The organism is Bradyrhizobium sp. 521_C7_N1_3 (assembly GCF_052075975.1).
GTDB classification, from domain to species: Bacteria; Pseudomonadota; Alphaproteobacteria; order Rhizobiales; family Xanthobacteraceae; genus Bradyrhizobium; species Bradyrhizobium japonicum.
Window position 1 is genome coordinate 5,596,458 of sequence record NZ_CP197232.1, and the last position, 26,092, is coordinate 5,622,549.

Annotated in this window: 22 protein-coding genes and 1 pseudogene; 14 read left to right on the forward strand and 9 right to left on the reverse strand. The window is 65.1% G+C overall.

Going from position 1 to position 26,092, the window contains the following annotated elements:
• Window positions 1-6: 6 nt before the first annotated feature.
• From AB7008_RS26035 to nthA, 3 genes are read right to left on the reverse strand one after another with little or no spacing between them, the layout of a single operon-like run.
• Entirely contained in the window at window positions 7-384 is a 378-nt protein-coding gene (locus tag AB7008_RS26035) for a nitrile hydratase accessory protein (RefSeq protein ID WP_439034983.1), read from the reverse strand.
• On the reverse strand, window positions 384-1,043 hold the full coding sequence (gene nthB, locus AB7008_RS26040) for a nitrile hydratase subunit beta (protein WP_248883302.1): 660 nt from the start codon (window positions 1,041-1,043) through the stop codon (window positions 384-386). The genes AB7008_RS26035 and nthB overlap by 1 nt, the downstream gene beginning before the upstream one ends.
• Window positions 1,040-1,663 (reverse strand): nitrile hydratase subunit alpha, encoded by a 624-nt coding sequence (gene nthA / locus AB7008_RS26045; RefSeq protein WP_248883303.1) that lies wholly within the window; start codon window positions 1,661-1,663, stop codon window positions 1,040-1,042. Before nthA ends, nthB begins: the two co-directional genes overlap by 4 nt.
• 120 nt (window positions 1,664-1,783) lie before the next feature.
• Here nthA and AB7008_RS26050 point away from each other — a divergent pair, with 120 nt between their 5' ends.
• The 5 genes from AB7008_RS26050 (at window position 1,784) to AB7008_RS26070 (ending at window position 7,019) form a co-directional block, all read left to right on the forward strand.
• The gene (locus tag AB7008_RS26050; protein ID WP_441259747.1) at window positions 1,784-2,590 is read left to right on the forward strand and encodes an enoyl-CoA hydratase/isomerase family protein; all 807 of its coding nucleotides are present in this window, start codon (window positions 1,784-1,786) and stop codon (window positions 2,588-2,590) included.
• A 115-nt stretch (window positions 2,591-2,705) separates the two neighbouring features.
• Window positions 2,706-4,178, forward strand: coding sequence for a DASS family sodium-coupled anion symporter (locus AB7008_RS26055; RefSeq protein WP_441259748.1), 1,473 nt, complete (start codon window positions 2,706-2,708; stop codon window positions 4,176-4,178).
• 232 nt (window positions 4,179-4,410) lie between these two features.
• Window positions 4,411-5,562, forward strand: coding sequence for a methionine ABC transporter ATP-binding protein (locus tag AB7008_RS26060; protein WP_441259749.1), 1,152 nt, complete (start codon window positions 4,411-4,413; stop codon window positions 5,560-5,562).
• Window positions 5,552-6,217, forward strand: a complete 666-nt coding sequence (locus AB7008_RS26065) for a methionine ABC transporter permease (protein WP_014495321.1) — start codon at window positions 5,552-5,554, stop codon at window positions 6,215-6,217. The genes AB7008_RS26060 and AB7008_RS26065 overlap by 11 nt, the downstream gene beginning before the upstream one ends.
• Window positions 6,218-6,245: 28 nt before the next feature.
• Window positions 6,246-7,019, forward strand: coding sequence for a MetQ/NlpA family ABC transporter substrate-binding protein (locus AB7008_RS26070; RefSeq protein ID WP_441259750.1), 774 nt, complete (start codon window positions 6,246-6,248; stop codon window positions 7,017-7,019).
• 13 nt (window positions 7,020-7,032) lie between these two features.
• Here AB7008_RS26070 and AB7008_RS26075 read toward each other — a convergent pair whose 3' ends face one another.
• Window positions 7,033-8,022, reverse strand: a complete 990-nt coding sequence (locus tag AB7008_RS26075) for a helix-turn-helix domain-containing protein (RefSeq protein ID WP_028158894.1) — start codon at window positions 8,020-8,022, stop codon at window positions 7,033-7,035.
• Window positions 8,023-8,200: 178 nt separating this feature from the next.
• Here AB7008_RS26075 and AB7008_RS26080 point away from each other — a divergent pair, with 178 nt between their 5' ends.
• The 7 genes from AB7008_RS26080 to AB7008_RS26110 all read left to right on the forward strand — a co-directional run bounded on the left by AB7008_RS26080 (window position 8,201) and on the right by AB7008_RS26110 (window position 18,441).
• The gene (locus AB7008_RS26080; RefSeq protein ID WP_441259751.1) at window positions 8,201-9,397 is read left to right on the forward strand and encodes a serine hydrolase domain-containing protein; all 1,197 of its coding nucleotides are present in this window, start codon (window positions 8,201-8,203) and stop codon (window positions 9,395-9,397) included.
• Window positions 9,398-9,412: 15 nt separating this feature from the next.
• Window positions 9,413-11,413 (forward strand): primary-amine oxidase, encoded by a 2,001-nt coding sequence (locus AB7008_RS26085; RefSeq protein ID WP_441259752.1) that lies wholly within the window; start codon window positions 9,413-9,415, stop codon window positions 11,411-11,413.
• Window positions 11,373-12,077 carry a hypothetical protein gene (locus AB7008_RS26090; protein ID WP_441259753.1) on the forward strand — a complete coding sequence of 235 codons (705 nt, stop codon included), beginning with the start codon at window positions 11,373-11,375 and terminating at the stop codon, window positions 12,075-12,077. The genes AB7008_RS26085 and AB7008_RS26090 overlap by 41 nt, the downstream gene beginning before the upstream one ends.
• A gap of 78 nt (window positions 12,078-12,155) precedes the next feature.
• The gene (locus AB7008_RS26095; RefSeq protein ID WP_441259754.1) at window positions 12,156-13,562 is read left to right on the forward strand and encodes a Dyp-type peroxidase; all 1,407 of its coding nucleotides are present in this window, start codon (window positions 12,156-12,158) and stop codon (window positions 13,560-13,562) included.
• 629 nt (window positions 13,563-14,191) lie between these two features.
• Window positions 14,192-16,186, forward strand: a complete 1,995-nt coding sequence (locus AB7008_RS26100) for a TonB-dependent siderophore receptor (protein ID WP_441261248.1) — start codon at window positions 14,192-14,194, stop codon at window positions 16,184-16,186.
• A 59-nt stretch (window positions 16,187-16,245) separates the two neighbouring features.
• Complete coding sequence (gene fsrB, locus AB7008_RS26105; protein ID WP_304489791.1) at window positions 16,246-17,538, forward strand: siderophore utilization protein FsrB; 1,293 nt, start codon at window positions 16,246-16,248, stop codon at window positions 17,536-17,538.
• A gap of 87 nt (window positions 17,539-17,625) precedes the next feature.
• Entirely contained in the window at window positions 17,626-18,441 is an 816-nt protein-coding gene (locus tag AB7008_RS26110; protein ID WP_248883313.1) for a hypothetical protein, read from the forward strand.
• A gap of 86 nt (window positions 18,442-18,527) precedes the next feature.
• Here AB7008_RS26110 and AB7008_RS26115 read toward each other — a convergent pair whose 3' ends face one another.
• From AB7008_RS26115 to AB7008_RS26135, 5 genes are all read right to left on the reverse strand, one after another.
• Complete coding sequence (locus AB7008_RS26115; protein ID WP_041958123.1) at window positions 18,528-19,979, reverse strand: aldehyde dehydrogenase; 1,452 nt, start codon at window positions 19,977-19,979, stop codon at window positions 18,528-18,530.
• A gap of 26 nt (window positions 19,980-20,005) precedes the next feature.
• Window positions 20,006-20,749 (reverse strand): ABC transporter ATP-binding protein, encoded by a 744-nt coding sequence (locus tag AB7008_RS26120; RefSeq protein WP_304489792.1) that lies wholly within the window; start codon window positions 20,747-20,749, stop codon window positions 20,006-20,008.
• Window positions 20,742-22,412 carry a branched-chain amino acid ABC transporter ATP-binding protein/permease gene (locus tag AB7008_RS26125; RefSeq protein ID WP_441259755.1) on the reverse strand — a complete coding sequence of 557 codons (1,671 nt, stop codon included), beginning with the start codon at window positions 22,410-22,412 and terminating at the stop codon, window positions 20,742-20,744. The genes AB7008_RS26120 and AB7008_RS26125 overlap by 8 nt, the downstream gene beginning before the upstream one ends.
• The gene (locus AB7008_RS26130; RefSeq protein WP_441259756.1) at window positions 22,409-23,284 is read right to left on the reverse strand and encodes a branched-chain amino acid ABC transporter permease; all 876 of its coding nucleotides are present in this window, start codon (window positions 23,282-23,284) and stop codon (window positions 22,409-22,411) included. The genes AB7008_RS26125 and AB7008_RS26130 overlap by 4 nt, the downstream gene beginning before the upstream one ends.
• 64 nt (window positions 23,285-23,348) lie before the next feature.
• Entirely contained in the window at window positions 23,349-24,569 is a 1,221-nt protein-coding gene (locus AB7008_RS26135) for an amino acid ABC transporter substrate-binding protein (protein ID WP_441259757.1), read from the reverse strand.
• Window positions 24,570-24,878: 309 nt separating this feature from the next.
• Between AB7008_RS26135 and AB7008_RS26140 the strand changes: the two genes are divergently transcribed.
• Window positions 24,879-25,703: a helix-turn-helix domain-containing protein gene (locus AB7008_RS26140; RefSeq protein ID WP_248883318.1), complete on the forward strand. Its 825-nt coding sequence runs from the start codon at window positions 24,879-24,881 to the stop codon at window positions 25,701-25,703.
• Window positions 25,704-25,872: 169 nt separating this feature from the next.
• Window positions 25,873-26,082 (forward strand): annotated as a pseudogene (locus tag AB7008_RS26145) (hypothetical protein); the annotation flags it as partial.
• Window positions 26,083-26,092: the final 10 nt, after the last annotated feature.

Below are 26,092 nucleotides of genomic sequence, written 5' to 3' on the forward strand. Positions count from 1 at the left end.
GCCGAACTACCGAAAATCTTCTTCCCGCAGCTCGATCGGCTTGCCGTGCGGCGTGCGGTCGGCGGCGTGGTCCCAGGCGTCGCGGTAGCGGTGCAGCGTCTCCGCCGATGCGACACCCTTGCTTGCGACCAAACCTTCCAGCGTGGCGAGCCAGTGCAGGTAATAGGTCTCGCCCGTGTCAGGGTCGCCGGCAGCTTGCGCGCGCTTGATCTCGGAGGCCAAGGCTGCGGCCCATTCCGGCCAGGTGAACACGCCGCGCTCGTGCAGCGTCAGCGCCATCGCAAACGCATGCGCTTCCCAGGGTGCGCGGAACACCGGGCCGTCGTCATCGCGCGGGATGCTCGGAATGGCCGCCGTCGCGGCGGCCGCAGCCGTGCTGCTCATCACGCCGGGTCCAGATAGGGTTCGAAGGCGTCGATCGACACCTTCAAGGTCGGATCACCATCTGCGCCCCAGAGATCGCGGCCTTCGAAGACGACGGTGTAAAGCCATTGCGGATTTTCGCCGAGCTCCATCGCCGCCGAATCCGGAAATACGTGGCAGCCGTGGTTCAGCTCGACGACACCGACATGGCCGCGCACATAGCGCGGCAGCCGCGTATGCGTGGTCGGATGAATGTTCCTGGCGCGGACGCGGTCGCCGATGTTGAATTTTGCCGGCGCCGGAGCAGGGCGGGCGAACTTGCCGCGCACCATGACGCGCTCGACATTGGCGAGGTCGAACTTGCCGTGCTTGAGCGCCCTTGCAGGCTGCATCGCATGGCCGGCGGCGACCTCCTCGCGGGTGAGGTAGCCCTTCTCAATCAGCATCTCCTCGAGCCCGAGAAACCATTTCTTGTAGTAAGAGCTCGACAGATAGACGTGTGGCGGCAGCGTCTCGCGATAGAAGCGCGAGGTGTCGATGTTGAAGGCGCCGGCGGCGCCCATCGCGCGCACCATGGCGAGAACACGCGATTCCCACTCCTCGTGAAACATCGGCTCGTTCGGCTCGGCCTCGACCTTGCCGAACCCGTCCATGCCGCCCATGTCGTGCACGCCGTTCACGAGGGCGCTCCAGGCGTCTTGGGAAAGCCGGTGCCGATCATGGAATCGCGCGTGACGAGCTCCGCGAGCTGTTCCTCGCTCCAGCCCTCCGTGCCTTTGGGACGCATCGGCAGCACCAGGAAGCGGGTCTCGGCCGTCGAATCCCAGACACGGATTTCCATGTCCCTGGGCAGCGCGACGTCGAAATCGGCGAGCACGCCGCGCGGGTCCTTCACCGCGCGCGAGCGATAGGGCGCGGCCTTGTACCAGACCGGCGGCAGCCCGAGCATTTCCCAGGGGTAGCAGGAGCACAGCGTGCACACGACCATGTTGTGTCGCTCCGGCGTATTTTCGACCACGACGAGATGGTCGCCGACGCGGCTGACATGGCCGAGCGTGCCGATGGCCTTCGAGCCATCCTCCAGCAGCGCCTTCTTGAAGGCAGGATCGGTCCAGGCCTTGGCGACGACGCGCGCGCCATTGTGCGGTCCGATCCTGGTCTCATAGGCCTGGATGATGGCGTCGAGCGCGGCCGGCTCGACATAGCCTTTTTCTGTCAAGATCGTCTCGAGCGCGCGCACGCGCAGCTCGGTCTCCGACAGCTCGGAATGGTCGTGATGATGGTCGTGATCGTGGCTCATGGCGCAAAGATAGGCGCAATGGTCCCTGCCTGTCGAGTATGCGCTGGGGCGCAACCGGGTCCCATATTCGTGAGGCCGGATGTAGGCTAGCCTCGCAGCAGAGCGGATAGGGAGACATCGGTGACGGACTTCGTGACGATCGAGAAGGGGCTCGGACCGGAGGGGCGGATTGCGGTGGTGCGGTTCGACCGCGGCGACGGCATCAACGCGCTCTCGCCGGAGGCGTTGCGCCAGCTCACCGCGGCCGCGCGCAGCTTCGAGGATGATGCCGCAACGTCCGTCGTGGTTCTGACGGGCAGCACCAGCGCCTTCAGCGCCGGCTTCGACTTGAAAGATGCCGAAGGGCGCTCGCGCAAGGACATGGATCTCGGCACGCTGCGGCGGCATCTCAAGCTCGGGCCGCGTCTGACCCATGCCTGGCATGAGATGGAGCAGGTCACGATCGCGGCCATCGAGGGTTTTTGCGTCGGCGGCGGCGTCGCGCTGGCCGTGGCGCTCGACTTCCGCGTGATGGGGCACGACGCGCATCTGCGCGTGCCCGAGATCGGGCTCGGCATGAACATGAGCTGGCAGAGCATCCCGCGCATGCTGCATCTGATCGGGCCGGCCCGCACCAAGCAGGCGGTGATCCTGGCCGACCAGCGCATCTCGGCCGATGAGGCCTACGAGTGGGGTTTGGTGGAGCAGGTCGCCGATCCCGGCCATGCGTTCGATGCCGCCATGGAGCTTGCCCGGAAGGTCGCCGCGCAGCCGTCGCTCTCGGTCGCCATGACCAAGCTGACCGTCAACCGGCTCGCACATGCGCTGGACGATCTCGCCAGCCACATGGACGTCGACCAGTTCGCGCTGGCGAGTCTCACCGAAGACCACAAGGAGGGCGTCGAGGCGTTCCTGACCCGCCGCAAGCCGCGCTTTAAGGGGCAGTAGAACGTGAAGTCAGGCCATTGATCGCGCCGCGGACAGTCCGTATACGCCGCGCTAGGACAAAAACGGCTCGGCCAACGGGCGGTACAATGCGACGACAATCGAGGGGGGAGGGCCCATGGCCGCTAGCTCGCAGACGCCTCAGGCAAAAGGGTTCAGCTGGAAGCTGATCGCGCCGCTCGCGGTGTGGCTGGCCATCTATCTGTGGCCGGTGCCGACGGGTCTCAACGCCAATCAGTGGCACTATTTTGCCGTGTTCGCGGCCGTCATCACCGGACTCATCCTGGAATCGATGCCGGTCGGCGCGGTCGGGTTCATCGGGCTGACGGTCGCGGGCGTCGCCGGCTATATCGATCCCGATCCCGGCAAATCGCTGCGCTGGATGCTGGCAGGATTTGCCGAGAGCACGGTGTGGTTGATCGTCGGCGCGTTCGTATTCTCGATCGGTTATCGCAAGAGCCAGCTCGGCCGCCGCATCGCGCTGGTGCTGGTGCAGAGGCTTGGCCGCAACACGCTCGGTCTCGGCTACGCGGTGGCGATGTCGGACTTCCTGCTAGCCCCAGCGACGCCGTCCAACACCGCGCGCAGCGGCGGCATCGTCTATCCCATCATCAGCAACATCCCGCGCATCTACGGCTCCGAGCCCGGACCGACCGCCGGCAAGATCGGCACCTATGTGATGTGGACGGCGTTTGCGGCAACCGCGATTACCAGCTCGCTGTTCTTCACCGCGCTCGCACCCAATGCGGCCGCGCTTGCGATCGCCAAGAAGACCGCCGGCGTCGAGGTGAGCTGGGCGCAGTGGTTCGTCGGCTTTGCGCCGCTCGGCATCCTCCTGATGATCCTCGTGCCGCTGCTCAGCTATGTGGTCTGCCGTCCCGAGGTGAAGCGCAGCCCGGAAATCGCCGAATGGGCGGTGAAGGAGCTCAGCGCAATGGGCCCGATGTCGCGCAACGAGTGGATCATGCTGGCGCTGATCGTGCTTGCGATGTTCCTGTGGATCGCAGGCTCGAGCCCGGACATCCACGTGCCGCTGATCGGCTCGAACTTCGTCAACGCCACCACCGTCGTGTTCATCGTGATCTCGCTGATGCTGGTGACGGGCGTGATCGAGTTCGCCGACATCGTCAGCGAGAAGAGCGCCTGGGAGGTGTTCTTCTATTTCACCTCGCTGCTGACGCTGGCCTCGGGCCTCAACGAAATCGGCTTCATCAAATGGTTCGCGACCGAATACGCCAAACCACTCGCGGGGCTGTCGCCGTCGACCGCGATGATCCTGCTGGTCGCGCTGTTCTTCTGGATCCACTACTTCTTCTCGAGCATCACCTCGCATGCGGCGGCCGTGCTGCCGGTGGTGCTCGCGGTCGGATCGGGGATTCCCGGCCTGCCGGTCGCGACGCTCGCCATGCTCTGCATGTATTCGCTCGGCCTGATGGGCGTGATCTCGCCTTACGCGACGGGACCCGCGCCGATGTATTTCGGCAGCGGCTATATCGGGAAGGGCCAGTTCTGGGGCTTTGGGCTGCTGTTCGGGCTGCTCTATTTCGCGGGACTGCTGCTGATCGTGCTGCCCTGGTTGCAGATCAGCTGAGCGGGGCCGGAAGCTCATACCCCCGGCAGACGAATTTTCTTCGCCGGGGTGGGATTGGGAAAACTTCGTCCAACTCCCCGCAAATATCTGACATTGCAAGGAAGACCTGAAAAGGCGATGGTGCGTGCTGCAGTGCAGCGCGTTCCACCCGAATCCTCACTGCGATTTCACTCTCCGTCGCGTGACGCGACCGGTTCCGCATGCCCCACGGGGGCAGCAGGAACTGTTGTGCATGAAGGCCGCCTCCATGAACGCCCACCAATCGCTCGCGATCGGACAGAAGATCGAAACGCTTGAAGCGATTTCACCTGCCGCCCGGAACGCCGACGCGATGGTCCGTTTCGAGGGCATCTCGAAGATCTATCCGGCCTATCGCGGCAAGCCCGGCGTCAACGCGCTGCAAGGCATCGACTTCGCGATTGCGCGCGGCTCGATCACCGGCGTCATCGGCCGCTCCGGCGCCGGCAAGTCGAGCCTGGTCCGGCTGATCAACGGCCTGGAGAAGCCGACCACGGGCCGCGTGATCGTCGACGACAGCGATATCTCGGCGCTGGCAGGCCGCGAATTGCGGCTGGCGCAGCGCTCGATCGGGATGATCTTCCAGCATTTTAACCTGCTGTCGTCGCGCACGGCGGCCGACAACATCGCGCTGCCGCTGGAGATCGCCGGCTGGGCCAAGTCTGACATCAAGGCCCGCGTCGCCGAACTGCTGGCGCTGGTCGGCATCGCCGACAAGCACGACCGCTATCCTTCCGAACTTTCGGGCGGCCAGAAGCAGCGCGTCGGCATTGCCCGTGCGCTGGCGACCCGGCCGAGCGTGCTGCTGTCGGACGAGGCGACCTCGGCGCTCGACCCGCAGACCACGCGCGCGATCCTCGATCTTCTCGCCAACATCAACCGCGAGCTCGGGGTGACCATCGTGCTGATCACCCACGAAATGTCGGTGGTGCGCCAGCTCGCCAAGGAAGTCGTGGTGCTCGATGCCGGCCACGTCGTCGAGAGCGGCCATGTCGCCGACATCTTCACCCATCCAAAACATCCGATCACACAGTCTTTCCTCGCCGAAGTCATCGGCGACAGTCTGCCGGTGTCGCTGGCGAGCCGGATCGTGGCGGAGCCGTCTGTCGGCGGGCAGGCCGTGATCCGCGTCCAGGTGCGCGGGGCAGGGGCCGGCGACACGCTGGTAGCGCGGCTCGCCCGCGAGCTCGGTCTCGACGTCTCGCTGCTGTCGGCCCGCATCGACGAGATCGGTGGCCAGCATGTGGGCTCGCTGACTCTCGGCATTCCTCTCGGCATTCCTGGCGGCGAGGACGCGGTGACGCGAACGCTGGCCTGGCTCTCTCAATATCAACTCTCGGCGGAGCGTCTCGGCTATGTCGCCTGAACTCATCAACCTGATCATCCAGGCGACTGGCGAAAGCCTGTACATGGTCGGAATCGCGGCGCTGCTCGGCACCGCCTTCGGCCTGCCGCTCGGCGTCTTTCTCGCGACCAGCCGGAAAGGGGAGCTATTCGCAGCCCCCGCCGTCAATCGCGTGCTCGGCATGGTCGTCAATGCGACGCGCTCCACGCCCTTCATCATCCTGGTCGTCGCCATCATCCCGTTCACGCGTTTCGTCGCCGGCACCTCGATCGGGTCGACCGCGGCGATCGTGCCACTGACCATCGCATCGGCGCCGTTCATCGCGCGCCTTGTCGAGGCCGCGATCCGCGAGGTCGATGGCGGCCTGATCGAGACAGCGTCCTCGTTCGGGGCCTCGCCGATCCAGATCGTGCTCAAGGTGCTGATCCCCGAGGCGCTGCCGGGACTGCTGCTGGCGCTGACGCTCGCCGTGGTCAGCCTGCTCGGCTACTCCGCCATGGTCGGCGCCGTCGGGGGTGGCGGGCTCGGCGATCTCGGCATCCGCTACGGCTATCAGCGCTTCATGCCGGAGATGATGCTGGCCGTCGTGGTCGTTCTGATCGCGCTGGTGCAGCTCGTCCAGAGCGCGGGCGATTATCTGGCGCGCCGGGTCAACCGGCGGCTGCGGCAGCGCTGAACCACATTCCCTGAAACTGGAGACTTCAATGCGCTTTCTCGCAACCCTTGCGGCTGCAGCCTTGCTTGCGACCACCGCTCAAGCTGAAACCATCCGCGTCGGCGTCACCGCCGGCCCCCATGCCGAGATCCTGGACGTGGTGAAGAAGGTCGGCGCCGAGCGCGGCCTCGACATCAAGGTGGTCGAGTTCACCGACTACGTCATTCCGAACCAGGCGCTGGCGCTCAGGGATCTCGAGGCGAACTCGTTCCAGCACGAGCCGTACTTGAAGAACCAGATCTCCAAGACCGGCTGGAAGATCGTCAAGGTCGCGAACACGATCGGGTCGCCCCAGGGCGTCTATTCGCAGAAATACAAGAAGCTCGCCGATTTGCCAGAAGGCGCCCGCGTTGCGATTGCCAACGATCCCTCCAACGGCGCCCGCGGCCTGATGATCCTGGCCCTGCATGGCGTGATCAAGCTGAAGGACCCGAACAACGTCTCCTCGACCATCGCTGATATCACGGACAACCCGAAGAAGCTCCGCTTCGTCGAGCTCGATGCCGCCCAGCTTCCGCGCGCGCTGCAGGACGTCGACGTCGTCTCGATCAACAACAATTACGCCGTGCAGGCCGGCCTCAATCCGGCGACCGATGCGATCGCGCGCGAGAACCCCGATGGTCCCTGGGTCAACATCCTCGCCGTCCGCGAGGAGGAGAAGGACAAGCCGTGGGTGAAGCAGCTGATCGAGGTCTATCACTCGGACAAGGTGAAGGCATTCCTGGAGACGCGCTTCAAGGGCACGTACCTGCCGACATGGTAAGGAAGTGGGCGCGTCAGGCCGCGAGCCTGGCGCGCCGCAAGGTCTCCGAGGGTAACTCGGAGAAGTGGCGCTTGTAGTCGAGCGAGAACTGGCTGAAGTGCCAGAAGCCGTGCTGCACGGCGACGTCGTAGATCGACGTCTCGGCGCCGCCGGCGCGCTTCAGATCCCGGCGCGCTCGGTTCAGCCGCATCGCGCGCCAATAGTGCATCGGGCTCGTGCCCACGACTTCCTGGAAGCAATAGCCGAGCTTGCGCGGGCTCGCGCCGACCGCCTTGCAGACCTCCAGCAGCGACAGCGAGCGATCGCCGCTGCCATGCATCAGCTCGCGGGCGCGATCCACCGTGCGCTTGCGCGCCGTGGCGCTGCGGCCGGGATCGCCGGGCCGGGCCGTCGGCAGCATGTCCATGATCTCGACGAGGAGGGCGTCCTCCAGCGCCTGCCGCGCGGCCGGATCGTCGAACCGTTCGGGTGCGGCCGTGATGGTCTCGTGAATGGCGGCGAGGTGGGCGCGCAGCCGCGCGACCGGCGCCGCCGCCATCTCGATCACCCGCAACTGGTGCCAGACGGCGCGCGGCAATTCGATGTCGAGCCGGGCCGCAAGCTCCGCGATCAGCACCGCACTGGCGACGACACCGCGCAGCTCGAAGGCCTTCGGCGTACACATGTCGATCTCGGCATCGATGCTGGCGATGACCTGGGAGCCTGCAACACTGGCCCCGTTGCAATTGACTTCGCCGTCGCCGTGCCAGGGCAGACCAATGCCAAAACTGTCGGCACCGAGCTGGCCGTATTGGCGGACCTGCTGGCTGGTGATTTCGCGGAACACTTCGAGCCGGGGCAGGGACAGCTGGGTGAAGCTGCCCCTGAAGGCGCCGGCGCTGATCTGGTCGTAGCTCAGGCGCCAGCGACCGAGCGCGGCGCAATGCTCGTCGACGTCGGCACTGCGCGCCTGAAACAGGCTTGCAGCCGAGTCCGGAGTCGGAAGAGTTGCGCTTAAGGCCATGACATCACGTCGAAATTTAGTAGCCCGGAGCTAGCAAGAACCACGCCAGACTGGCACGGCCATGGCCGCTGTCCAGCAAAATATTGCCGGATCTCGATAACGCCCGATGCGGCCTGTGTGCAGTCTTCTCCCCTGCAGTTCCGACATCGCAGTCGGGATCGCCTTGCGGAGGATCGAGATGCGACCGACGGACATCATGCGCGGCAGCCCGCCTGCGCCCGAGGCCCAAGTGACCCGTGCCAATTGGCGCAGCTTTCCCGCCATCCGCTGGGGCTTCACCCACACCCGCGAAGTGCTGCCGACCGCGGAAGTCCGTCGCTCCGCGCATCCCACACCGATGGCAAGCGCGCCGCGCGAGCTTCAAAAGCTCGGCTTCACCGCGCCCGATGGCAAGCCGACCACGGTCGAGGCCACGTTGCGCGAAACCTTCGGCGATGCGCTGCTCGTTATGCACCGGGGCACGCTGATTCACGAATGGTACGGCGACGGCATGAGCGCGACCACGCCGCATCTGATCTGCTCCATCAGCAAGTCGGTCGCCGGCACGCTCGGCGGCGTGCTGGCCGCGCGCGGCCTGCTCGATCCCGAGGCGAGGGTGGTGCGCTACGTGCCGGAGCTGGAGAGCTCGGTCTATGGCAGCTGCACCGTCCGCAACGTCCTCGACATGGCGGTCGCAATCAAGTTCGAGGAGGATTACGAGGATCCCGCCGGCGACGTCGCACGCTATCGTTTCTCCTCGGGCTGGGACGTGCCGCCGCCGGGCGTCAAGCCCGGCCATCAGCGCGCCTATCTCACCACGCTGCGCGGGACAGGAAAGCCTCACGGCAAGGTGTTCCACTACGTCTCGACCAACACGGAAGTGCTCGGCTGGGTCTATGAGCGCGCCTGCGGCATGCCCTACCATCGCGTCCTCTCCGACTATCTCTGGCAGCCGATGGGCGCCGAGGAGGATGGCTCCCTCACGCTCGACAGCCACGGCATGGGCCGCATCGCCGGCGGCCTTTCCGTCACCGCACGCGATCTCCTGCGCTTCGGCGAGATGATCCGCTGCCGCGGCGTGGTCGAGGGCCGGCAGGTGGTGCCGGGCTGGTGGATCGACGACATCCACGAGAACGGCGATCCCCAGGCGTGGAAAGACGGCGACCTCGCCGACATCTTCCCGGGCGCCCGCTACCGCAGCAAATGGTACACGATCGATCCCTCTCGCAACGATCTCGCGGGGATCGGCATCCACGGCCAGTGGCTCTATATCGACGCAGCCACCGACACCGTCATCGTCAAGCTCGCGACACAGCCGAAGGCAATGGACGTTCCGCTCGACCACCGCTGGCTCGCCGCCTTCCGCGCCATCACCGCGCATCTCGCCCCGCGCTGATCTCTGGTCATCATCATGCTCGATACCGTCAAAGCCACATCGCAAACGCAGACCGCGACACCACATCCGCTCGATCCTCTGACAGCCGAAGAGATCACGGCCGCCTGCACGCTGGTTCGCGCCGCCGCGACCTCGCCGGAGAACTGCCGCTTCCCGACGGTCCGGCTGGAGGAGCCGACCAAGCAGGAGCTGGCCGCGGGCGGAACAGGGCGCCGTGCCTTCACGCTGACGCTCGACGTGACGACGGGCGAGGCGATTGAGCACATCGTCGATCTCGGCCGCAACGAGATCGTCGCGCGCAAGGTCATTCCGAACCGCGAGGCGCCCTACGGGCAGCCGCCGGTGATGCTGGAGGAATTCTTCAAGTGTGAGGCCGTGGTGAAGGCCGACCCCGGCTGGCGCGCGGCAATGGTCCGGCGCGGGCTAACCGACAAGGATATCGAGCTGGTCCAGGTCGATCCGTTCTCCTCGGGCTTCTTCGATTTCGAGTACGAGCGCGGCGCCCGCATCGTGCGCGCCGTCAGCTTCTTCCGCGAGCACCTTCAGGACAACGGCTACGCGCATCCGATCGAGGGCGTGGTCGCCGTCGTCGATCTGATCGCCGGCAAGGTCATCGATCTCACGGACGCAGACCCGATCGTGCCGATCCCGCGCAAGAAGCGGAACTACGGCGCACACGAGGTCAAGAACCCGCGCACCGACATCAAGCCGCTGCATATCGAGCAGCCGGAGGGTGCGAGTTTCAAGGTCGATGGCTGGAAGGTCGACTGGCAGAAATGGAGTTTTCGCGTCGGCTTCACGCCGCGCGAGGGCCTGGTGCTGCATCAGCTCGCTTACCAGGACGGTGATCGCAAGCGCTCGCTGATCCATCGCGCCAGCGTCACCGAGATGGTGGTGCCCTATGCCGATCCGACCGCCAATCACTTCTGGAAGTCGGCGTTCGATGCCGGCGAATACGGGCTCGGCATGCTCGCCAACGCGCTCGAGCTCGGCTGCGACTGTCTCGGCAACATCCATTATTTCGACGTGCCGGCCGCCGGCAACAAGGGCGCGCCCTACGTCATGCAGAACGCCATCTGCATGCATGAAGAAGATTACGGAATTGCCTGGAAACACTACGAATTCCGCAACGGCCTGTTCGAGGTCCGCAGATCCCGGCGCCTCGTCATCTCGTTCTTCGCCACCGTCGGCAATTACGACTACGGCTTCTACTGGTACCTGTACCAGGACGGCACGATCCAGCTGGAGACAAAACTCACCGGCATCATCCAGACCGCCGCTGTGCCATCAGGCGAAAAATACAAATGGGGCGGGATGGTCGACGACAATCTGGGCGGGCCGACGCACCAGCATTTCTTCAACGTGCGCATGCACATGGATCTCGACGGCGGCGGCAACACGGTGACGGAGCATGAGTTCGTGCCGCGGCCCTGGGGCGCGGACAATCCGCACGGCAATGCCTTCGACACCACCACGCGCGTGCTGTCGCGCGAGCGCGACGCGGCGGCGATCGCCAACGGCGAGACCGGCCGGTTCTGGAAGATCAGCAATCCCAACAAAACCAACTCCGTCGGCAACGCGCCGGCCTACAAGCTGGTGGTCAATCCGAGCCCGCTGATGCTGGCGCAGGAGGGAAGCTACGTGCGCAGCCGCGGCGGCTTTGCGACGAAGCACGTCTGGGTCACCGCTTTCGACAAGGACGAGAAATACGCCAGCGGCGATTATCCCAATGTCCATGCCGGCGGCGACGGCCTGCCGCGCTACGCCGCGCAGAACCGCAACATCGAGAATACAGATCTCGTGGTGTGGCACTCCTTCGGCCACACCCACGTCTGCAAGCCCGAGGATTTTCCGATCATGCCGGTCGAATATGCCGGCTTCATGCTGAAGCCGACCGGATTCTTTTCGGCCAATGCCGCCGGCGACATTCCGCCGGAGCGCAACAGCCGCAGCGTGCTGGCTGGCGGCCCGAAGGATGCTGCCGCTGGCGCGTGCTGCCACGACGGCAAAGCTTAGGCTCGTCGCGCGGCACAACGTTCGCAGCAGGCCGACCAGCGCTGGTTCGCTGGTCGCATGCGCTCGCGGTCGAATTGTCAGGGGAGTATTGCTGCCCCTTTCGAACGGCCCGCGGCGCGACGGCTGGCCGCAGGTCGAAAGATCGCTTCCAATTCCTTTCGGGAGTGATACCATCCTAAAGTTGTATTTCTTTAGGAGATTTCCCGTGACCCACGCACTCAATCTCACGCTGCCGATCAAGCAGGATGCCGAGACCCTGGCAAAGCTGCAGCTCCTCAAAGACATCTTCGCCGACCAGGTCCAGTCCAAAATCGCGGACGCGTTGAAGCAATCCCGGATCGTTCATTTCGCGCGCGTCGTCGTCATCGACGACAAGTACATTCAGGTCATCACCGAATATGAGGGATCGCACCAGGAATATACGGAGTTCTTCCGCCGTGCGCTTACGCCGGTATTTGCCCAGATTTTTTCACTGGCAGATACTCAAGGCCTGGACATCAACGATCCCGCCTCGTTCTTCGAATTCTCGAAGAACCGCAACGCGCGTTCGCTGGGCACGGCGACCGACGGCTCAACCGACATCAGTGGTAACACATCCGGCTGGCTGTTCTCGGCTTACGATCACATGACCGTCGCAGACATTTTGACAAAGCTCGGGAAATAGCTTTCAGAGCGGATTTGCGCTTTCGAGATAGAGCTTTGAGGCTGTCTATCGGCTGACCGTTATTGCAGGACAGGCGCCATGGTGGATCTCAGCAATTTGCAGGCGATCGTCGCTCGAAGCTCCGCCAAGCCGCTACTCGCGGTTCTGTTGTTCAAGTTTGGCGACGCCGGCGGTGCCAGGTCCTTCCTGCGGCAATGGATACCGAGGACAGCGGTGGGGGCGGGCCCAGACGCCGATGGTCCCGCGTTCCACTTCATGTTCAGTTGGAACGGCGTCGCGACGTTGTTGTCGGGGCGCGCCTCTCTCGACGTCGCGCAGGGCCGTCGGGAGTTCGAGGCGGCTTTCGTGGACCCGACGCAGGCACCGGACGGCGGCATTGCGACACAGCTTGGTTTCCTTGACGCCAGCGCTCCGGCCGGATGGTGGGACGGCAAGTTCAAGTCGAGCGACATCGATCTCGCCATCCACATCGGGTTCGATACGCCCGAGCAGAAAGCCGATTGCCTCGTACAGGTGCGGCAGTCGGCGACGGGCCTCGGTGTCCGGGAATTGTCGCTCGACAGTTGGGACGACGGTGCGCTGTCCGGCTGTCGGCCAGCCGACGGCCGCCTGCATTTTGGCTATCGTGATGGAATCACCGCGCCGAATGTTGACTGGCAGGATGCGCCGGCTGCCAGGGCTTCCGACGCCGTCGATTGTCGCGAGATCGTCGCCGGCTATCCCAACAGCGATTTTCCCACTTCACCGTTCAAGCCCGGTCCATGGCAGGAGTTCGCGCGCGATGGATCGTTCGTCGGCCTGTCGTGGCTTTATCAGGACGTCGCGGCCTTCAACAAGTTCCTGAAGGCGAATGCACCGCTGGCGGCGCCGCATGTCGGCCCGGAGCTGGAGGAAGAATGGATCGCGGCCAAGATGATGGGGCGCTGGCGCCACGGATCGCCGCTGTCACGTTTTCCGGATGCACCACCGTCGACCCCGCAGTTGAGCGATGCATTCGGCTATGGCGACGATCCAAACGGCGTCAAATGCCCGCTCGGGGCTCACATTCGCATTGTCAATTGCCGCGATCAGCCGCTGAAATTTGCCAATCGGATTCGTTTCCCCAAGGGGCCGCCGCGAGTCATACGCCGCGGATTTTCCTACGGCCCTCATCTCGAGGGCACCGAGGACGACGGCAAGGACCGCGGCATCGTTGGGCTTTTCTACTTCGCCAGGATCAACGAGCAATTCTATACCATCCTGCGGTGGATGCATCAGACGGACTTTGCCGACGCCTACATGCGCCTTCCGAACGGAGCCAACGCGCAGGATGCCTTGACCGGAAACCGGGCAGACCCAAAGGCCGAGACCCGGTTCCAGGTTCCGCTCGCGGGGGACGCCTCCGTGACGTTCCAGATGAAGCAATTTATCCGCTACAAGGGCGTCGCAGTGCTGTTTGCGCCGAGCGTTAAAGCGCTCAACACGATGATTGCCGCGCAAGGTTGAACTGCCGGCAATGTCCTGGTGACGCGCCTTCGTCAACAGTTGCATCGTCGTCGCAACCATTCGTTCGCGGCAGCGAGTCCGCCGTCTCCAGGCGATGCGGACAAGCGGCGAATGTTCTCACTCTAGAAGCATTCCATATCGAAGCGCTCGCAGAAGCCGGCGATGCACCTCGACGCGCATATGGGCGCATTGGTCGCACGATCTATTCCCCGGTCTCGATAGATTCTAACTCTGCGTCTCTCGCACTGAAGATGCCCCCGCGTTAGGGCGAGAGTCCAAAAATCATTCCGGCGAAGCCGGCAGTGCGTGGGGCCTCGATAGACGTGTCAGACTTCCAACTTCGCTCGTGCTCCAATGCGCGTGTTCGACAGCTTCAGGTGCTTTTCTTTGGTGCCGTCAGCATGTTCGCTCTCTGCATTCCCTTCGCGCCCGTGCAGGCGCAGACTCAAATTCCCACAGTCTCGGTGGAAGCGCCGGCGCAGCGCGCCCGACCCGCGGCGGCGGCCTCGTCGCGGCGGTCCGCGACGACACGGACCGCACGCGCCAACCGGCGTTCTCCTGCGCAGCAAGCCATGCCGACGCAGTCGGCATCAGCGAATCGCGACACGGGTGAACGCGCCAACGGGCCGGTGCGCGGCTTCGTGGCGACGCGGAGCGGCACCGCCACCAAGACCGACACGCCGCTGATCGAAACGCCGCAGTCGGTGTCCGTCGTCACCACCGACCAGATCAGGAACCAGGGCGCGGTCTCGATCGGCGAGGCCTTGCGCTACACCGCAGGCGTCAGCGGCGACGTCAATGGCGGCTCGGACACCCGCTTCGGCGCACTCCAGATCCGCGGCTTCGACACGACCATGTCGGGCCTCTACATCGACGGCCTCAGGATTCCATCCAGTAATTACGTGCACTTCAACGGCCTCGATCCCTACGGTGCCGAACGCCTGGAGGTTCTCAAGGGACCATCCTCGGCGATGTATGGCGGCAGCGGCACCGGCGGCATCCTCAACTACGTCACCAAGCTGCCGACCGCGCAGCAATTCGGCGAAGTCTCGATCTCCGGCGGCAGCTTCAACCGCTATCAGGGCCAGTTCGACATGGGCGGCCCCGCCAACAAGGAAGGCACCGTGCTGTGGCGCCTGACCGGCGTCGTCCGCGACGGCGAGACCCAGGTCGACTTCACCAAGGACAACCGCGTCTTCATCGCGCCCGCTGTCACGTTCAAGCCGAACGAGGACACCACCATCACGATCCTGGCCGACTACCAGAAGGACCGGGCAGGGTGGGGCCTCCAGTTCCTGCCGGCGTCGGGCACGGTATGGCCGAACAACAGCCGCACCATCCCGGTCTCGTTCTTCGCGGGCGTGCCGAGCTTCAACGCGTTCAACACCGAGATCGCAACCGCCGGCTACCTGCTCTTGCACAATTTCACCGACAACATCACGTTCCGGCAGAACCTGCGCTACGCCTACCAGCACAACGAGGAAAAGGTATTTTACGGCGGAGGCTATACCAACGAGGCCGCGGGGCAGCTCGCGCGTTTCGGCAGCTACAGCAACTCCTACATCAACTCCTTCGCGGTGGATAATCAGCTCCAGGGGAAGTTCACCACCGGCATCCTCAGCCACACCACGCTGGTCGGGATCGACTATCGCAACACGTCGTTCCGCGACACCGCCTTTGGCGTCACGACGTCGGCGCCCGAGATCAACGTCTTCAACCCGGTCTACAGCTACGACTGGACCATCGGCGCCATGAGCGACAACACCGGTGTCAGGCAGTCGCAGGTCGGGCTCTATGCGCAGGATCAGATCAAGCTCGGCCGGCTGTCGTTCCAGCTCGGCGGCCGCCAGGATTTCGTGACGACGCAGGTCGACAGCAATCTCCCCACCTCCAATACGTCGGTCTCGAAAGATGCCTCGGCCTTCACCGGCCGCGCCGCCGTGATGTATAATTTCGACAACGGCATCGCTCCCTATTTCAGCTACTCCGAGTCGTTCCTGCCGGTGCTCGCGACCGGTCCGTCGGGGCAGATGCTCAATCCCGAAACCGGCGTCCAGTACGAGGTCGGCGTCAAGTACCAGCCGATCGGCTGGAATGCGCTGTTCACCTTCGCCGCCTTCGACCTGACGCGCGACAACGTCGTCACGTTCGCGCCGCCGAGCTACCTCGCCGAACAGATCGGCCAGGTGAAATCGCGCGGCATCGAGCTCGAAGGCACGATGTCGCTCGCCGACGGCTGGAACCTGCGCGCCGCCTACGCCTATGTCGACGCGATGCTGTCGCAGGATCCCGTCAATCTCGGCAAGGCGCCGCCGACCGTGCCGCTCAACCGCGCCTCGCTGTGGAGCGACTACACGCTCCAGACCGGGCCGCTTGCAGGCCTGCAGTTCGGCGGCGGCATCCGTTATGTCGGCGCGACCTGGGGCGATGACGCCAACACGTTCAAGGTGGGATCGTCCACCGTGCTGGACGCGCTGCTCGCCTACACCCGCGACAATTGGCGCCTGTCGCTGAACGTCACCAACCTCGCCGACACGCGCTATGTCGCCGCCTGCTACAGCCTGTCCGGCTGCTTCTACGCGGAGGGGCGGAAAGCCATCGGCAAGCTGACCTACCGCTGGTGAGTTCGAAGTGAGGACGGTCCGGCGATGTCAGCCGGACCCGCTTGATGAGAGTCGAGACGATGAGAGCGATATTCGGCAGGCTGCATCGCTGGGCGGGACTTCTCACCGCCGGGTTCCTGTTCTTCTCCGGCATCACCGGCGCGATCATCTCCTGGGATCATGAGATCGACGAGGTGCTGAACCACCACCTGTTCGATGTCACCAGCAAAGGCCCGGCGATTCCCTCGATCGAGCTCGCGAAGATGATCGAGCAGCGCGATCCCCGCGCGCGCGTCGTCTACCTCTTCATGACGCCGGAGGAGGGGCACTCGCTGTGGTTCTTCGTGATGCCGCGGATCGATCCGGCGACGGGAAAACGCTTCGCGATCGACTACAACCAGATTTTCCTCGATCCCAACACCGGTGTCGAGCTCGGCCGGCGCTACTGGGGCGCGGTGTGGCCGGTGACGCGCGAAAACTTCGTCTCGTTCCTCTACAAGCTCCACTACACCATGCACATCCCGGAATTCTGGGGCAGCGATCGCTGGGGCATGCGCGTGCTCGGCGTGATCGCCATTATCTGGACTATCGATTGCTTCGTCGGCTTCTATTTGACGCTGCCCTCGCGACGGCGCGCCAAGGCCGCGCGGGCGCCCCAGGTCACGCGCCAGCTCGAGCGCGGCTTCTGGGCGCGCTGGGCGCCGGCCTGGACCATCAAGGCATCGGGCAGCGCCTACCGGATCAATTTCGACATCCATCGCGCCTTCAGCCTGTGGACCTGGGGCGTGCTGTTCATCATCGCCTTCACGGCGTTCTCGCTGAACCTCTATTTCGAGGTGTTCTCGCCGATGATGAAGATGGTGTCGAACTATACGCCGACGCCCTATGAGCAGCGGCCCTATCGCGATCTCGACGATCCCATCGAGCCCAGGGTGACGTTTGACGACATCGCTGCGCGCGCGGCGGCCGCCGGCAAGGGGCGAGGGTGGACCGTCCCGGTCGGCTCGATCAGCTACGGCCCGGCCCATGGCGTCTACGCCGCGGCCTTCTTCCATCCCGGCGACGATCACGGCGCCGGCGGCGTCGGGCCCGCGCAGCTCTATTACGACAGCGAGGACGGCCGCCCGATCGGGGAACGGCTGCCCTGGGTCGGCACCGCCGCCGACATCTTCGTGCAGGCGCAATTCCCGCTGCATTCAGGCCGCATCGTCGGGCTGTTTGGGCGTATCCTGATTTCGATCATGGGCCTCGTGGTGGCGGCCCTGTCGGTCACCGGCGTCGTGATCTGGTGGCGCAAGCGCCGCGCCCGCGTCCGAGTGCGCGAGACGGCGGCGATGCGCCTGAGCCGGCAGCAGCTCACGCCGGCGGAGTAGGGCTCCCGCCGGCTTTCGCGGGATGAACCTTCCCGCCCGGCAGCGGCACAAAGACTGGAGATCGCTCCCAGTCTTCCGGAAATTGCAATGAGATTGCTCGCCTTGCTCTGCCTGCTCGTTTTCGCGACACCCACCTACGCAGCCACGCCCGAACAGCACTACCTCGACCAGCGCGATCGCTACATCGCAAAGTTCTCGAAGGCCAAGGAGAGCGACGAGACTTTCAAGCAGCACGACGCGGCGCTCAACGAGCTGACGGGCCTGCTGCGTGGCCTGGTCGGACCGGTCACGATCAAGGGGCTGCCGGCGGAGGGCAAGTCGAACGCCGACACGCTGTTCAAGGGCGACTCGGGCTTCGGCCATCTCGACGGGCTCGGCTTCGCGTCCGAAGGCGACAAGATGCAGGCCGTGGTGACCACCACAACTCTGCTCAAGCACTGGCTGCGCGAGCACCGCGAGGACGGCCTGCCGCAGGAGATCGCGGCAGCCTTCAAGTCAGACCGCTTCTACTACCAGGCCATCCAGGACTCGGCCTTCGCCAAATATGCCGAGCTGCCGATCACGAAGCCCGCATCCGCGACTGCCGCGGTCGCCGTGCTGGGCGTGCGCGGCAACGGCGACCTGAAGGGCGCGCCGCATGAAATCGACGTCGTCGCGATCCAGGGCGACAAGGTCTATTTCCTCGCCGCAACCGACGCCGTGAAGACGGCCGAGATCCCGGCCTGCGAAAACGTCTGGAAGCAGATGATGGCCAGGAAGACCCCGGAGGACGCCATGGCCAAGGAAGACCAGGCCATGGACGCCTACACCAGATGTTTCGCCAAGGAAGCACCCAGCCAGAGCTGGTACGCGACGGCAGTGAAGAAGGCGCAGAGCCAGCTCGACCTGCTGCCGCTGCGCTAAGCGAACTGCCGTCGAGATTCGGGCCACGGCCGCCTGCCGACGACCGTCGATGAACAGTCGGATGGTCGCCGGGCGCAGGCCACGATTCAGAACGGATAGTGGCGCGGTCCGGTCTGCACGGTGATCCAGCGCAGCTCGGTGAACTCGTCGATGGCCGCTCTTCCTCCGAAGCGGCCGTAGCCGGACGCCTTGGTGCCGCCGAAGGGCATCTGCGGCTCATCGTGCACGGTGGGCGCGTTGACATGGCAAATGCCTGCCTCGATCCGCTTGGCAACGCCAAGGGCGCGCGCGATGTCGCGGCCGAACACTGCGGAGGAGAGGCCATATTCGGTGTCGTTGGCGACCCGGACGGCGTCGTCCACCCCGCTGACGCGGACGACGGTCACGACCGGACCAAAACTTTCCTCGCCATAGATGCGCATCGCCGGCGTGACGTGATCGACGATGGTGGCCGGCATGATGGTGCCGCTGCCGTGCCCACCCGCCACGACCGTGGCGCCCTTGGCGACGGCATCGTCGATGAGGCGCCTGACGCGGTCGCAGGCCGCGCTACTCACCAGCGAGCCGAGCACGACGTTACCCTTGCGGGGATCGCCGAAAGGAAGCGCGTTCGCCTTGGCAGCGAACTTGGCGATGAAGGCGTCGGCGACCTTGTCGTCAACGACGATCCGTTCCGTCGACATGCAAATCTGGCCCTGGTTCATGAAGGCGCCGAAGGCAGCGGCGTTCACGGCGGCGTCCAGGTCGGCGTCGTCGAGGATGACGAGCGGCGCCTTGCCGCCAAGCTCCAGCAGCGCGCGCTTGAGATGTTTTGCGCAGGCCAGCGCAATGAGGCGGCCGACACGGGTCGAGCCGGTGAAGTTGACGCGGCGGATGGCGGGATGGGCGATCAGCGCCTCGACCACGGCCTGCGCGTCCTCGGGCGCGTTGGTCACGACGTTGACGACGCCGTCGCCAAGGCCTGCTTCAGCGAGGCAGCTTCCGATCAGGCGGTGCACGCCCGGGCTCATCTCGGAGGCCTTCAGCACGACGGTATTGCCGCAGGCGAGGGGCATCGCGACGGAGCGCACGCCCAAAATCACCGGCGCGTTCCACGGCGCAATGCCGAGCACGACGCCAACCGGCTGGCGGAAGGCCATGGCGAGATTGTCGGGCTTGTCGGTCGGGATGACCTCGCCCGAGATTTGCGTGGTCATGGCGGCGGCTTCGCGCAACATGCCTTCGGCAAGATGCACATTGAAGCCGGCCCAGCCCGCGGTGGCGCCGGTCTCGGCAACCATCAGCGCGCTGAACTCCGCCGCTCGGCGCGCGAGGATATCGGCGGCCGCGCTCAGCCGCTTGCGGCGCTCGGTCGGGCCGAGTTGCGACCAGGCCGGAAAGGCGGCGGCCGCAGCGTCGGCGGCGCGCATCGCATCGTCGATCGAGGCTGCCGCCACTGTCGTCGCGACCTCGCCGGAGATCGGATTGTGACGCTGAAAGGTACGTTGGTTGCTGGCCGACTGGTCCTTGCCGCCAATGAGAAGGTCGATTGCGTTCATGGAGCTCTCCAAGGATTGCAGGAGGGTTAGGGGAGTGAATTTGGTGCAGGTGACGTGGCGCGCGCCTTGCCGAGATAGGCGCGCTGGATCTCGGGATCGTTCTTCATTGCGGCTGCCAGTCCGCTGCCGGCATTACGGCCGGACTCGATCAGGTAGACGCGGTCGGCAAGGTCGAGGCTCGCGCGTGCATTCTGCTCGACCAGCAAGACGCTGACGCCACCGGCGCGGATCTGGGTCAGCGCGCGAAACACTTCGCGGCTGAGCAAAGGCGACAGGCCGAGCGAGGGCTCGTCGAGCAAAAGGAGCAACGGGTTCGACATCAGCGCCCGGCCGATCGCAACCATCTGCTGCTCGCCGCCGCTCATGGTGCGGACGGCCTGACTCATGCGCTCGGCAAGGCGCGGGAACAGTTGCAGGATTTTTGCGAGCCGGTCCGCTTCGCCCGCGCGAGCCCGGGCCGGATAAGCACCGAGCTGCAGATTCTCGGCAACGGTCAGGTCGCCGAAGACGCCGCGCCCTTCCGGCACCAGGGCGATGCCGCGCTCCACGATCAGATGGGCCGGAAGCTCGAAAATGCTCTGTCCATCGAACCGGATCACCGCACCCGGCGCGGGCCTGACCAGGCCGGCGATGCTCTTGAGCAGGGTCGACTTGCCGGCGCCGTTGGCGCCGAGGATGGCGACGATCTCGCCTTGCTCGATGGCGAGCGCGACGTCGGCCAGGGCCTGGTGCTTGCCGTAGAAGTGGGAGAGGGCGACGACCTCAAGCATCCTCACCTCCGAGATAGGCGGCGACGACCTTTGGATCGGTCAACACCTCGTCCGGCGCGCCGCGCGCGATCACGCTGCCGGCGTTCATGACGATGCAATGGCCGCACAGCGCGCGGATCGCATCCATGACGTGCTCGACCATGATGATGGTGAGGCCCCGGTCGCGCAGCTTTGCGATCAGGGCAATGCCGGTTTCCAGCTCGCTCGGATTGAGTCCCGCCAGCCACTCGTCGAGCAGCACCAGGCGCGGCTGCAATGCCAGCGCGCGGGCAAGCTCCAGCCGCTTCTGATCGATATAGGTCAGATCGCCCGCGGGCGCTTCGTGCATCGCGCCGAGCCCAACCAGATCGAGCAGCTCACTTCCCGTTGCGTCCGAACCGCCTGACGTGGAGAACAGCCGCGCGGCGGCAACGTTCTCCGCGACAGTCATGTCAGGCATCACGCGCACCAGTTGGAAGGTGCGGGCGAGGCCTAGCCGCGCGATCTGATGTGCGCGCAGGCCGTTGAGCACGGTGCCGCCAAGGCGGATCGTGCCGGACGACGGCCGCAAGGCGCCGGACAACGTGTTCAGGAGCGTCGTCTTGCCGGAGCCGTTGGGCCCGATGATGCCGACGATCTCGCCCGGCGCCACCGTGAAGCTGACGTCATCGACCGCGCGCAATCCACTGAACGATTTGCTGACGCCTTCGACCCCGAGGAGCGGGGCATCCATTGTGCGGGCGGACGCGGCGGCGCGACGCTCCGCCGGGACGCGCCAGCGTCCGGCGCCGAACAGGCCGATCACACCGTTCGGCAGCACCATGACGATCAGGACGAAAACGCTGCCGAGCACGATGCTGAAATGGTTGGGCAGCGTCGCGGTCAGGACCTCGAACAACAGGACCAGCGGAATGACGCCGAGCACGGGGCCGAACAGCGAGCCCGCACCGCCCAGCAAGGCCATGATCACGACCTGGAACGAGATCGTCGGATTGAAGGCGATCGCCGGATCGATATAGGTCCAGCGCGGCGCCATTACCGCGCCGGTCATCGCCATGAATGTCGCGCTCAGAATGAACACGCCGAGCTTGACCCGCGTGGCATCGATGCCGGAATGGCTCGCTGCGGTCTCATCGGCGCCGATGGCGCGCAAGGCCAACCCATAACGCGAGCGCCGGAGCAGCCAGCCCGCCAGGAAGACGAGTGCGGCAAGGCCAAGGAGCTGCCAGTAGAGAATGTCCTGCGTCACGGCGCTGAAGAGATAGCGGCCGACCGATTTGTGGATGTTGACTTCGTACCAGATCACGAGTTGGCGGATCAGCTCGGCAAGCCCGAAGGAGAAGATCACGAAATAGATGCCGGATAGCCGCAGCGTCGAAAGCCCGGTGATGGCGGCGGTGAGCGCGCCCACGCCGGCCGCGGCCAGCAGCACGACGGGCCAGGGCATCGTCTCACCGAGCACCGCGGCAGTGTAGGCGCCGAGGCCGAAGAACGCGACCGTCGCGAGCGAGATGTAGCGCGTCGGGCCCGAGAACATCGCCCAGGCGGTCGACAGAATCGTGAAATAGAGGACGCTGATGCCGAGCGCGAGATAATAGCCGTTGGCATAGAGCGGATAGGCGACGATCGCCGCGGCCAAAGCAAGGCCGGCGCACCACAGCAATGTCCGGACAGCCGCCGTCATGACGCAGCTCTCCCGAACAGACCGGTCGGCTTGATCAGGAGCACGCCGAGAAACAGCGCGTAAGTGGCGGCCAGCGTCAAGCCGGGATCGACCAGCCGCGCCACTGCCGTTTCGACCACGCCGAGCAGCAGACCCGCGACCAGCGCGCCCATTACATTGCCGACGCCGCCCATGATGACGACGACCAGCGCCTTCATGGTGAAGACCACGCCCATCGCGGCATTGAAGGTCAGAAACATGCTGACAAGCACGCCGCCGACGGCCACGAGGCCACCACCGAAGGCAAACGCAAGCCCTGACAGTGCTGCCACGTCGATCCCGACAAGGCGCGCGGCATTCGCGTCCACCGCGATGGCGCGGACGGCGGTGCCGATCCGCGTGCGGGTGAGGGCGAGATACACGGCACCGCCGACCAGCGCTGCGAACAGCAGCGCGACGAGGCGATTGACCGCAAGGGTTGATCCCAGAACGACCACGGGAATGGAGAGATAGCTGTAGCTATAATATTGGCCGCCGAACGCGACCAGCATGGCGCCCTGGATCACGAACAGCACGCCGAAGGTGACGAGGATGCTGTCGATCTCCTGCGCGCCCCTGTCCTTGCCCCGCCGCATCAGCCGTTCGAGCAGGAAGCGATAGAGCAGCCAGTTCAGCGCCATTGCGACCGGAACCGCGAACAGCAGCGCGGCGAGCGGGCTGAGGCCGATACCGCTGTAGAGCGAGAACGCGCCGAAGGCGGCCGCGACCAGCGACTCCCCATAGGAGAGGTTCATGATCCGCGCGACGCCATATTGCAGCGTCAGGCCGAGCGCGATCAGCGCATACATGCCACCAAGCACGAGGCCCGGCAGGACGATGTCGACAAGCAGCATGAAACGACGTCCCCTGGACCGGACGGCAGGCAGGCCTTGCAGCGCGAGGCCTGCCAACCAAGCCTTACTGCCACTGCGCCTTGGGCACGACCGGCGCACGCGCGCCCGGAAGCGAGGCGGGTGCGAGCGCGTAGAACTCGCCGTTCTGCCATTGGCCGACGCTCCACACCTCCTGAAGCAGCCCATCCTTCAGCTTGACCTTGCCGATGATGGTGTCGAACGTGCCCGAACGGATTTCCGCCGCGACCGCGACGCGGTCGAGCTTGCCGACCTTCTCGATCGCCTGCTGCAGCACCTGGAGGCTCGCATAGGTGATCGAGCTCGCCCAGCGATCCGGCTCCTTGCCGGTCGCGGCCTTGTGGCGCGCCAGATAATCCTTCAGCTCTGGCGAGTCCGCGTTCCAGCCGCCGATCCCCATCACGCCGTCGCTGTTGGCGGCGAACTTGCCCTTGTAGAGCGGGAAGGCGGTCCCGACGCCGACGTAGAAGATCTTTGGATTGAACTTCAGGAGCTGCGCCTGCTCGGTCAGGGCGATCGTATCCGGCGGATAGCTGAAGGCGATGAACGTATCCGGGTTGGACGCGATCGCGTCCTTCAGCAGCGGCTGAAGATCCTGCGCGCCCATCGGATAAGTTTTGTCGTAAGTGAGCGTGAAGCCATGCCTCTTCAGGGCCTCGCGGCCGGCGGCAGACAGCTCAATGCCGAACTGGTCGGCGATGCTGACCATCGCGACGTTCGCGCCGATCTTGCCGTCGCTCTTCAGCTTCCCGAGCAGATCGGCCAGCGCCTCGGAAATCTGCGCCGACGTGCCGAGCCAGAACGTCGCGTTCGACCACCGCTTGGCGAGCTCCGGCGCCTTGTCGGTCACCGAAGTTACCGCCAGGTGAGGGTAGCCGAGGCGGTTCAGCGTCGGTCCGACCGCAAGGTTGAGGCCGGTGCTCCAGGGCGACAAAATGAAATCGACCTTGTCCTGGTTGGCGAGACGCTCGATCGCCTTGACCGCTTCCTCCGAGCTGCTGCGATCGTCGTATTCGACCACCTCGATAGGGAGCTTCCTGTCGCCGAGCTTGATGCCGCCGGCGGCATTCACGTCCTTCACCCATAGCTCGTAATTGGGCAGCGTGGTGATGCCCGCGCCGCCGGCATAGGGACCGGTCTTGGAGATGGCATAGCCGATCCGGATCTTCTCCTGCGCATCGGCCGGGGACGCAAAGTTCCCCAGCGCCGCAGCCAAGGCGGCCAGGCGGGTGACGCGCAAAAACGTTCGACGGTTCGCCGAAAACATGTCGATCCTCCCTCGTGTTTCACTCAAGCGATTGTTCGCAACGATGTGAGTGGGTCGTTTCCTCTTGGTCCCGGTTTCTTTTTCGGTGTGGCTTCATCGAGCCGGCCGCGACCAGGACTTGACCTAGCAAGCACCCCGGGGTTTGTTCGCACAATGGACAAATCCGGCGAAAGATTGGACGCTTCTGGTCGGGACGGGCAAGTGCGTCGAGGCGTCGCGGGCGCTGGTCCGGCGCCGGCCGCCACAGCGAGCGGCGCCGCGCCAGTTGGCGCCGAGCTGATTGGATCGCATTACGCCGGGCGGCGCTGGATGCTGACGTCCAAAGCCGCCCGGCCGTTCATTCATCTGCTGTGTCTCCACAGCGGCGCCGCCGCCGAGCTTGGCCATGCCGGCAAGACGATGACGCTAGTCGGCCCCGCGATAGTCTGGCTGCCGGCGGGATCCGCCGAGTATCTGGAGGTGTCGGCGGGGGCGACCGCCGAGCTGCTACAACTGCGCGCCGGCGTGTGGCATCGCTACCTGCCGCCGTCGGCGGAGGCTGCCTATCTCGCGCTCGAAGGTGCCGGCGGCATCATGGCACTTCCCGTCGAACCTGATCTCGTGACCACGATGGCGCGTTCGATCGCGGCGATCGCCGCCGAGATCGCCTCGCCCGCACGGAGCGGTGCGGCATCGATCATGTCGGCCGAGCTGACGCTGTGCGTGCTGCGCTTCTGGCGCCTGTTCGCCGGCGACAGCGACCGGGACGAGGAGGGCAGCAGTGCCGAGATTCTGAGCCGCTTCCGCAGGCTGCTCGAGGAACGCTATCAGCAGCATCTACGCGTCGGCGATTACGCCAAGCTCCTCGGCATGACGCCGGATCGCCTGCACGCACTCTGTAGTCGCGAGCTGAAGCGCTCACCGAGTGAGCTGATCCAGCAGCGCGTCGTCAAGGAAGCCGCAACACGGCTAGAGGCCGGCGCAGTTGCTGTCAAGCAGATCGCATTCGCGCTTGGCTTCACGGACACCGCGTATTTCAGCCGCTTCTTTCGCAAGCATACCGGCGAGGCGCCCGGCGTGTGGCGCCGCCGCGTTGCGGCCCGCGCGAGAGCCGGACAATCGAGGCCGGCGCTGAATTTTTCCGACTGGCCGTAAACGCCGCCCGGCCAGAGTGGATCGGGTTCGGATCAGGATTCGAGCCGTGGCTGTCCGCCGACGACCGCCCGATCAGCGGCTGGACGGTCACCAGGTTGAGTGCTGGAGCGGGGCCCTGGGGTAGCCGAGTCTATCTGGCTTGACCTGCGCACGCCCGTAGTTCGCATAACGCTACATCGCAAAATTCTCCCAAGCCAAGGAGAACGACGAGACCTCTAGACAGCAGCACGATGCGGCGCTCAACGAGCTGACGGGCGTGCTGCTCGGCCTGATCGGACCGGTTCACGATCAAGGGCCTGGCATGCCGCAGGAGATCGGCGCCGCGTTCAAGTCGGACCGCTTCTACTATCAAGCCATCCAAGACTCGGCCTTCGCCAAAGATCCAAGCG